The organism is Mesorhizobium sp. M1406, from assembly GCF_040317555.1.
Classification (GTDB): domain Bacteria; phylum Pseudomonadota; class Alphaproteobacteria; order Rhizobiales; family Rhizobiaceae; genus Mesorhizobium.
This window is the reverse complement of record NZ_JAMYKW010000014.1, coordinates 124221-133536: the sequence shown is the minus strand read 5'-3', so window position 1 is coordinate 133536 and position 9316 is coordinate 124221. Positions and strand designations below refer to the sequence as shown.

Genomic DNA, 9316 nt, shown 5'->3' with positions numbered 1-9316 from the left:
GACGGTGACGGACAAGGATCTGGACACCGCCTCGCAGTCGGTCGATGTCGGCGGCAAGGCGACGTTCCACGATGACGGTCCGTCGCTAGGCTCCTTTACCTCGGGCACGATCCCGAACGAGGTGGGATCAGTCGCTGGCTTGTTCTCGCTTCTGCCGGGTGCCGACGGCATCGACCATTTCAGCATCACGGGTCCGGCGATCGCGGGCATCGTCTACAGCACAACGACCGCTGCGGATGGCACTACTACCCTCCACGCGAATGCCGGTGCAACCGAGGTGTTCGATCTCACGGTAAGGTCGGATGGGACGTACCAGTTCGACCTCCTCCAGCCAGATGCTGGCACGACAATAACCTATTCGCTACAGAACCTTCCCGCTGGCGGACCGAACTGGCGCGAAACCAGCGATGGCCATATTGAGTTTTCAAGCACGGGCGGGATCAACTCCAGCAATAACGGATTTGGCGTCGCAAACACCTTCGTAGGCGGGGATGAAAGCTTCACAATGGAGTTCCACACTGCCGGAACTGGAGTCGGCACGGATAATCCGGCCAGCACCAATGCAGAGTTGAACGACTCCGTGAGTTTGGTGGTCAATCAGCTGAACGGTGCAGGGGGAACCTACCACTGGGTTGCGACCAACACTCTCACCAATACATCCGCGTCCGGTGACATATTCATCACGTCAACCGGAACATTCGTGATTGATCCGTCTATCAGCTTCAACCAATTGCAGGTCAGCGCGGTCAACGTCTCAGGGCAAGGCGCTCAGTTCTCGAGCGTCTCCCTCACGCATAACGTTTTGCCCCAAGATCAGAATTTGGCCTTTACAGTCTCCGCGACTGACAGGGACGGCGATACCACTGGCACGCAGCCACTTGCCATTCACGTGGTGGCGGGAGATGGATCCGGCAACTTCGCTCTTACCGGGACGACTGGTAACGACGTGATCGCTGGGAGCACGCACACCGACACGATCTCAGGCGGGGCCGGAATCGACATCGTCGACTACACCGGCAGCAGCTTGGCCGCCATTTCAATCCATCTGGCCGATGATGGCCATGCGTCTGGGGCACCAGTGACTTTCTCCAATCCGGCCTCGGGATCGATCGGCGGCGGCGATGCCACTGGCGATACCCTTACCGGCATCGAGGGCCTGATCGGCGGCTCCGGCGATGACTATCTATTCGGAAACTCCGGCGCCAATTACCTGGCCGGCGGACTGGGCAACGACACGCTCAGAGGCGAAGGCGGCGCTGACACTCTTATCGGCGGCGCCGGCAACGATCTGCTGGTCGGTGGTGCCGGGAGTGACACGCTTACCGGCGGCACGGGCGCCGATACGTTCCGGCTTGAGAATATCGACATTAAGGACCTCATCACCGACTTCAGCGGCGTAGGTGGCGACGGCGACAAGATCGACCTGACCGCGCTATTCGACGCAACTCCCGCCAATATCGGCAACTTCGTCAACTACGATGCAGGCACTGGCACGCTCAGTGTCGATACCAGCGGATCGGGAGGCAGCTTCGTCGAAGTAGCCCAACTCGTGAACCACCCCGTAGCCAACACCATCACGCTGCTCTACGACGATGGCGTAACCCAGCATACGACGACGGCAAACCTGGTTTAACGGCCATGGTGCGCGACCGCGTAATTATGTTATACACCGCTAATATCGAGGGGAGTTCATCATGAAACATTCCGCAAGACTGCTGGTTTCCGCTGCGACGCTGTTGCTGGCAGTCGGGTCGACGAGCTTTGCCGCCGACATCATCGAAGGTCCGGCGGTCGACTATTGCCGTACCGTCGGCACGTCCAACCTGGTGCTGACCGACAACATCGTCGACCTCAGGGTGCAGGTGGTGAAGCTGATGGACGAGTCGGTTGCGGCCGCCAACAGCTCGGAGTGGATCAACTCGTCCCGGCCCGTCTTCGTCTGGGCGTCGGAGGCCAAGGTCGCTTGCGGCATGGCCTACGGCTACCTGAAGACGAACTACAAGGACGAAGACACGCTCAACAAATGCGAGTGTTTTCACGATCGCATGGTCGAGTACATGCACTGACCGGATAGGCGAAGCCACGCCTGTTTGCCGTCATGACAGCCGACGGATCATTTTTGGGCGCGATCGCCGGTGCGGTCGCGTTGATCGGCTTTGGCCAGGCCGTCACGCCGGCCCGCGCCAACTGGCTGGAACGACCTTCCGTGGAACAGTCCTCCAATCCGGTGCGACCGGTGCACTGTGAGGCGGCCACGCAGTGGACCCGGCAGACATTCAAGGCATTTGCCAGTTGCCAGGCATCGATCCATGGCCTGGAGCCGCTGCTGGCGCATGCCGTCATGGAGATCGAAAGCGGGTTCGATCCCGACGTGCAGGGCGCCGATGGCGAAGTCGGCCTGATGCAGGTGATGCCGGCGACCGCCAGGATGCTCGGCTTTCGAGGCTCCCTGGACGATCTGAGCGAGCCGGCCACCAACATCGCGCTGGGGGTCGAATATCTTGCGCAGGCCAACAGGCTGGCCGCGGGCGATCTGTGCACCACCGTCATGAAATATCGCGCCGGGCACAATGAAAGCCGGTTCTCGGCACTTTCGGTGCTCTACTGTCAGCGTGCGCGGGCAATCCTGGCAAGGGACGGCATCGACGTGACCGGCCCGTTGCCGGTGGCGTCCTTCGGCTTTTCCGCATTTTCGCCAGCGGGAGAGGGCGTAGCTCCAGCCCAGGGAAAAGGCGTGTGCGTGCGCCGTGTGTTCGTGCCCGGACCACGATACATGAAATGCGCCTGGTATCGGAGTGCCGGGCAGGCGCGACAAATCAAGGCGCTGAGAGCCAGGCTTTTCCACGGCTAAAAGAAATGCAGACGGCACGGCAAGTCCGCCGTAACATGGCTTGAAGGCCAGACCGGGAAGCCGGCGGCAAATAGGGGTGGAGTATTCATGGAAGCTGGCCGACAGGTCCACTGTCCGCGGACGTGGGCAATCGCCCTTGCGCTCGCCGTCATGGTGTCGGGCTGCCAATCGAAAGATGGCGTTTCCGAAGCGCTCGATCCGGCGACGGTTGCCGCACCCGCCGGGCAGAACGGCGCCGCCGTTGCCGGTCCAGTCCAGGCGACCCAGTCGCTGGGCACCGGTCCGACGAAGATCACCATGCTGCTGCCGCTGTCCGCCGCCGGAACGGCAGGAGAAAACGGCAGGAAGATGCTCGATGCCACCAAGCTGGCGATGACGGATATCGGCAATGGATTGCTGACGCTGACGGTAGAGGACACCAGAGGCGACAGCACACTGGCCAGCAAACTGGCGATAACGGCCATAACGACGGGGTCGAAGGCCGTCATCGGCCCGACCGAACTGCCGGCGGCCCAGCATATTGCCACGCTGTCGGGATCGACGCGGCCACCGGTCCTGGCGCTTGCCGATAATTTCGCCGGCGGCGCCGGGGTTTATGCCGTGCTGCTTGGCGAAGCGGACAGCGCCGCGGCGGGCGCCGCGGGACTGGCCGCGAAAGGCAGCAAGAAGTTCGTCCTGCTTGTCGCGGCAGGCCCAAACGCCGGCGCCGTGGAAAAGCGGGTCGCCAACAGCCTCAGCATCTACGGCGCGACGCTGGCGGTCACCGTCCCGTATTCGGCTGGCGACAGTGGCGCGAAGGCGGTCGACGACATGGGCTCACTGGTGGAAGCCCCCGACGCCGTCATCGTCGCCAGCGGCGATGGCAGTCCGTCAGCCATCCTTGCCGCCCTCAAATCAAAGGGCATTCCGGGGAAGAAAATCTCCGTCGTCGGAACCAACCGTTGGCTGGACCATCCCATGGATCCGCTTTTCGAGGGGGCCTATATCGCCACGCTCGATCCGCGCGAAACCGGGCCGATCGCCGACCGCTTCAGGACGACATACAACTACCCGGCCGACGTCAATGTGGCCTACGCCTATGATATGGTTGCCCTGACCGCGGGGATTGCCAGTTCGGTCGGGCCTGAAGGCTTCAGCAAGAAAATTCTCGAAAATCCAAACGGGTTTCGTGGATCGACAGGCCTGTTCCGGTTTCGGGCCGACGGATCCAGCGAACGATCGATGCCGTTCTATCGGATTGAAAAAGGTGCTCTCAAGCTGGTTGCCAAATCGACGTCGGGTTTCTGATCGGCGAGAAGCCTTGAGAACCTGTTCGCGCTGATGGGCAGGCTGGGCCGCAGCCGCCAGGCGATCGGGCTCGGAAGCCTGCTGCTTCTGGCTGGGATCCTGCTGATCGGTAGGGCCGGGGCTTTGCTCCCGATCGATCGGCCTGTCCTGGCCCCTTCGCAGGATGGTGACGACACGCAGCCAATCCGACCCCCCGCGACTGTTATCGACGAACAACGCCGAGAGCCGGCGCGCAAGGTTGCTCAAGACCTCATCGCTCCGCCACGGCTCGATCCCGCGGAGATCGAACGGGTCGAGCCCCGCCCGCCGCTCAGCGAGCTCGGTCTCGCCGTGCCCCCGAAAACGCCGATGCCCAAGGATTGGCGGGAAGTCTTGCTCTACCGCCCGATTGCGACATCGTCGGCGATGTTCGAATCCATGGGCCGGAAGGTGATCATCAGCGGGGCGCAAGGCATCGACCTCGACAGATCCTGCTCGTTTCACGACGTCAACTGGCCATGCGGTCAGCGCGCACGCGCCGCTTTCAATGCCTGGCTGAGGGGGCGCGGGCTGAAATGTTTCGTGCCGCCGGACGTCGAGCGTTTTGCCATCGCCTCGCCGTGCAGGCTGGGCAAGCAGGATGTCGGCGCCTGGCTTGTCTCCAATGGCTGGGCCACGGCGCTGCCGAGCGGCATCTACGGAAAGGCGGAGGCCACAGCCAGAAATGCGCAGATGGGCATATTCGGTTCGGCACAATAGCCGGCCATTCAACCCTGATATTTTGTTTGTTAACCGTCACGGGTGCAGCTTTCCTCTGGAGCGAACCATTTCGTCCGCAGCCTTTCATGGGGTCATCGCGCAATCGATTAAATTGCAAGGTTCCTTGAAACTGAAATTGCAACACACCGGCCTTATACAAGCCCATCCACAGGAGATCGGCCAGTGACAAAGACAACGGCGACCACCCAGGCATGGAAAGGCGTCGCTTGGCTGACCTTTCTGGGAACCATGGGAATCCTGGCCCTTTCCGTCGGCCTCAACTATCTGCTGCTGTTCTCGGAGGCGCTGACACCATTTGGGCGCAGTATGATCACGGCGATCCTGCTGCCTGTTATCCTCGGCGTTCCGCTTTTTCTGTTCGTCGGATTGAAGCAGATCGAGGTCCGCCGCTATCGCCGGGAACTCGACAAGTCGGCAACCTTCGACACCACGACAGGCTGCCTGAACGGAGCGGTGTTCACGTCGATGGTCGAACGAAGAACAGCAAGACCATCGGCGCCGGGTCCCAAATCGGGCGCCTTCCTGGTCATCCATTCGGAAGATTTGCGGTCCATCAACCTGCGCTTTGGTCTGGAATGGGGCGACGAGGCCTTGCGGCTGGTCGCCTCGACCATACGATCGTCGGTGCGCGCGGAGGATCTGGTTGGACGTATAGGGGCTTCGATGTTCGGGGTCTTCCTCTCGGGCGCCACCGAAGCGGAAGCCAGCGAAATCGGCGAGCGTATCCGGTCGCGCATCGCGCAAGTCTATTTCGCGCCAAAAGGGACCGAGGATGCGCTGAGCGTCAAGGTCGGCGGCGTGATATTCGAAAACGAGGTGGAGTTCGAGGACATGTTCCGGTCCGCCGAGCAACGCATGGCCGGCGTCCGGGATGGAGCCGCGCTTGAGTTGACGCATCTCCACAGCTGACAATCGTCGGGCGTCAGCGCCAGGGTTATTCAAAGCCCGGGGAAATGCCAGATGCAGCGGCCGTAGGGGCTAAAGCGTGCCGCGTCTGAACGGATTCAGGCGACCCGCCTAGTTAGGTCATTGTTTCTATACATGTCGTTCTCCCAAAACCGAGGTCACTTTTGGGCGACCTGCATCAATGCTCCCTGAACCCGCGATTGAGCGAGTCGCGAACCGGCGCCAGCATGTAGTCGAGCAGCGTGTGCTCGCCGGTCAGGATCATGACTTCCGCCGGCATGCCGGGCGACAGATGGACGTCGTGCAGCTTTTCCAGGTCGGCGGTATCGACTTTGACCTTGGCGAGAAAATAAGGCTCTCCGGTCCTCTCGTCCGTTAGCCGGTCCGCCGACACCGAGGTTAGCAAGCCATGGATCTGCGGCAGGTGCCTGGTCGGATAGGCCGACAGCACCACGCGGGCCGGCATGTCGGGATGCACCATGTCGATGTCGGCCGGCTTGATCCTGGAATCGATGACAAGATTGGGCTCGTTAGGAACGATATCGAGAAGCGCCTGGCCGCTTGAAATCACACCGGATTCGGTCGTCACGCGCAGGTTCATCACCGTTCCCGCGATCGGCGCGGCAATGTCGGTCCTGGTCAGCACATCCTGGCGTGAGGGCAGCTGGCTGCGCAGTTCGGCCAGGTCGCCGCGCACCTTGGCAAGGTCCTCATTGGCGCTCTCGCTGTCCTGCTGGCGTAGATTGAGCAGCTGCAGATTGGTCTCGCCGATCTGCTGCTCGTTGCGCGCGACCTGCGACCGGTTCGACGCCTGGTTGGCCCGGATGTCGGCCTGGGCTCGCTGCAGAGCCAGGATTCGCGGCAGGCGCTCCAGTCCCTTCTTGTAGAGCACCGTCGCGGAACCGATCTCCTGGTCGATCAGGCCGAGCTGCTCGCCTTGCGCCGCGATCACTTCCCTCGATCCCGTGATCTGTTCTTCTATCTGCGCTATGCGCTTGTTGAGGATCTGCTCGCGACCTTCGCGGGTCGCGAGGCGGCTGTTGAGCAGCGCCTGCTCCTCGACAACCACCTTTCGGGCGATCTCGCTGTCGATCGACGTCAGCTCTTTGGGAAAGATGATCTGGTCTTGCTTGGCAAGTTCCGCAAGCAGGCGCGCCTCGGCTGCCAGGAGACGGATGTAGCGCCCCTGCAGCTCGTCGTAGCGGCCCTGTGCGTCGGTCGTCTTCATGCTGATCAGGATCTGGCCGGCACTGACCTTGTCGCCCTCCCGCACATGGATAGCCCCGATGATGCCGCCCTCCAGATGCTGGACGGTCTTGCGGTAGCCTTCCGGGCTGACGATGCCGTTGGCGACGACGGCGCTTGCCAGAAGCGCCACGCTGGACCAGACCGCGATGCCGCCGACAAAACCGATCGCCGAGACGTAGCCCAGCATGCGCGCCGGCCGCGTACGCTGCTTCAGATCGCGCTTGCTGGCGCGAAATGCATGCGATCGCCGCCGGAAGAAGTTGGCAAGGATAGGCAGAAGCAGCGCGGCTGCCGCTGCCGCCACCGCGATACGTGCAGGCAGGCCCAGCCCGTCGAACCAGCTCGAGGCCGCGCCCGTCAGATCTCCGAGAGCGATGGTCAGCTTGTCCACCATGTCGCGCAGGCTGACCATCAGCAGGTCCAGCATCGTCGACAGATCGCCAAATCGACCGTCCATGGGTTCACTCCACTGCCTTCAGCTGCGCCGGCACATTGGCGGCGATCTTGTCCCGCACGGATGCCGGCACGGCGATGCGCTTGGCCTGACCGGTCAGAGCGCCGAGCACCTCGTCGCGCGTGCCGAACATCGAGATGCAGCCGTCCTGGAGCAAGACGACACGATCGGCGATGCGCAAAAGGTTGGTCTGGTGGCTGATGAGGATAACGGTGCGGCCTTGTTCCTTCAGATGTCGAAGCACGTTGAACAATGCCATCTCGCCGTCGCCGTCGAGGCCGGTGTTCGGCTCGTCGAGCACCACCAGCGCCGGATCGCCGAACAGCGCCCGGGCCAGCGCGATGCGCTGACGTTGGCCGCGCGATATCCGAGCTCCACGTGACCCGACTTCGGTCTGGTAACCGTTCGGCAGCCGCAGGATCATCTCGTGGATGCCGGCAAGCTGCGCCGCGGCGACGACCGCGCCGCTGTCGACGTCGCGCAGGCGTGCAATGTTCTCGGCGATCGTGCCGGGGAACAGCTCGACCTGCTGCGGCAGATAGCCGATATGCATGCCCAGCTGGTCGGATGGCCAGCTGGATACCTCCGCACCGTCCAGTCTGACATGGCCGAGCGACGGGCGCAGCGTTCCGACAATGAGGCGGCAAAGCGTGGTCTTGCCGGAACCCGACGAGCCGATCACGCCGCAGGTCTCGCCCGCCTCGACACTGAAGGCCACTCGGTTCAAGAGGGCCTGCGGCGCTCCCGGCGCATAGTAGTTCAGGTTCTCGAGCCTCAGCCGCCCTTGCGGGCGCGGCAGCTTCACGCAGGCGTTTTGCATCGACCCGGTGTCGGCGAAAAGCCGCATCAGGTTGCGGCGTGCCGTGCGGGCGGTAACCAGGCCGCGCCAGGCGCCGATCGAGCGTTCTATCGGCGCCAGCGCCCGGCTCAGCAGGATCGAGGCGGCAATCATCGATCCCGCGGTCAGTTCGCCATGCAGGACAAAATAGGCGCCAAGCCCCAACACGGCCACCTGAAGCGCCAGCCGGAGCGAGCGTGACAGGCTGCCGATGGTCGTTGTGCGCCCGAGCAGCTGCGCCTGGATTTCCATCAACGACTGCTGTCTTTCCCCCCAGCGCCGCAGCGCCGGCTCGGACATGCCGAGTGAGCGCAGCGTCTCGGCGCCATCGATGTATTGACCGGCCGCGGCCTGGTTGCGACGCAGCCCCGCCGCCGCTTCCTGGCCCCTGTGACGGGTGAGGAAATCATTGGCGAGCGCGCCGCAGAACAAAAGGATCGCTCCGGCAATTCCGACCAGGCCCAATGCCGGGTGCAGAAGCCACATGAACATCAGGAAGACGGGCGTCCACGGCGCATCGAGAAAGGTCAGCATGCCGTCACCGCCAACGAAACCGCGCAGATCCGACACATCCTTCAGGCCGGCCTCGACGCCGTTGCCGCCCACGAGGCGAGCCTCCATGGCGCGCTCGATCACAGGAACACTCAGCTGGTCGTCGAGCCATTGGCTGATATGCCCGAGGATCATCCGGCGGGCCTGTTCCAGCAGGCCATAGACGGCGATCGCGCCGATCACCGCCACGGTCAGCCACATCAGCGTGTCGATCGAGCCGCTCGACAGCACCCGGTCGTAGATCTGCAGCATGTAGACGGTGCTGGCCAGCAGCAGAATATTGGCCAGCAGGCTGAAGAGGAGCAGGGCGGGTGCCTGGCGCCGTGCCAGATGCATCACGTCCTGGAACTGCGGTCTTGGCTGCGTCACGGTAGCCCCCGGGGTTCAATGCTTTGTAGTGTCCGGCCGGGCGTCGAGTCTG

General features: G+C 62.8%; 8 protein-coding genes. 6 read left to right on the top strand and 2 right to left on the bottom strand.

Going from position 1 to position 9316, the window contains the following annotated elements:
• The 6 genes from NKH03_RS14995 to NKH03_RS14970 form a co-directional block, all read left to right on the top strand.
• On the top strand, nt 1–1633 hold a 1633-nt coding region (locus NKH03_RS14995; protein ID WP_352968960.1), incomplete at its 5' end, for a type I secretion C-terminal target domain-containing protein.
• 61 nt (nt 1634–1694) lie between these two features.
• Nucleotides 1695–2066: a hypothetical protein gene (locus NKH03_RS14990; protein ID WP_352968959.1), complete on the top strand. Its 372-nt coding sequence runs from the start codon at nt 1695–1697 to the stop codon at nt 2064–2066.
• 53 nt (nt 2067–2119) lie between these two features.
• Nucleotides 2120–2851, top strand: coding sequence for a lytic transglycosylase domain-containing protein (locus NKH03_RS14985; protein ID WP_502913520.1), 732 nt, complete (start codon nt 2120–2122; stop codon nt 2849–2851).
• Between the two features lie 87 nt (nt 2852–2938).
• Nucleotides 2939–4138, top strand: a complete 1200-nt coding sequence (locus NKH03_RS14980; protein WP_352968956.1) for an ABC transporter substrate-binding protein — start codon at nt 2939–2941, stop codon at nt 4136–4138.
• A gap of 33 nt (nt 4139–4171) precedes the next feature.
• On the top strand, nt 4172–4876 hold the full coding sequence (locus tag NKH03_RS14975) for a thermonuclease family protein (RefSeq protein WP_352968954.1): 705 nt from the start codon (nt 4172–4174) through the stop codon (nt 4874–4876).
• Between the two features lie 183 nt (nt 4877–5059).
• Nucleotides 5060–5806 carry a GGDEF domain-containing protein gene (locus NKH03_RS14970; protein ID WP_352883939.1) on the top strand — a complete coding sequence of 249 codons (747 nt, stop codon included), beginning with the start codon at nt 5060–5062 and terminating at the stop codon, nt 5804–5806.
• A 175-nt stretch (nt 5807–5981) separates the two neighbouring features.
• Here NKH03_RS14970 and NKH03_RS14965 read toward each other — a convergent pair whose 3' ends face one another.
• Nucleotides 5982–7508, bottom strand: a complete 1527-nt coding sequence (locus NKH03_RS14965) for an HlyD family type I secretion periplasmic adaptor subunit (protein WP_352968953.1) — start codon at nt 7506–7508, stop codon at nt 5982–5984.
• A gap of 4 nt (nt 7509–7512) precedes the next feature.
• The gene (locus NKH03_RS14960; protein ID WP_352968951.1) at nt 7513–9264 is read right to left on the bottom strand and encodes a type I secretion system permease/ATPase; all 1752 of its coding nucleotides are present in this window, start codon (nt 9262–9264) and stop codon (nt 7513–7515) included.
• Nucleotides 9265–9316 lie beyond the last annotated feature (52 nt).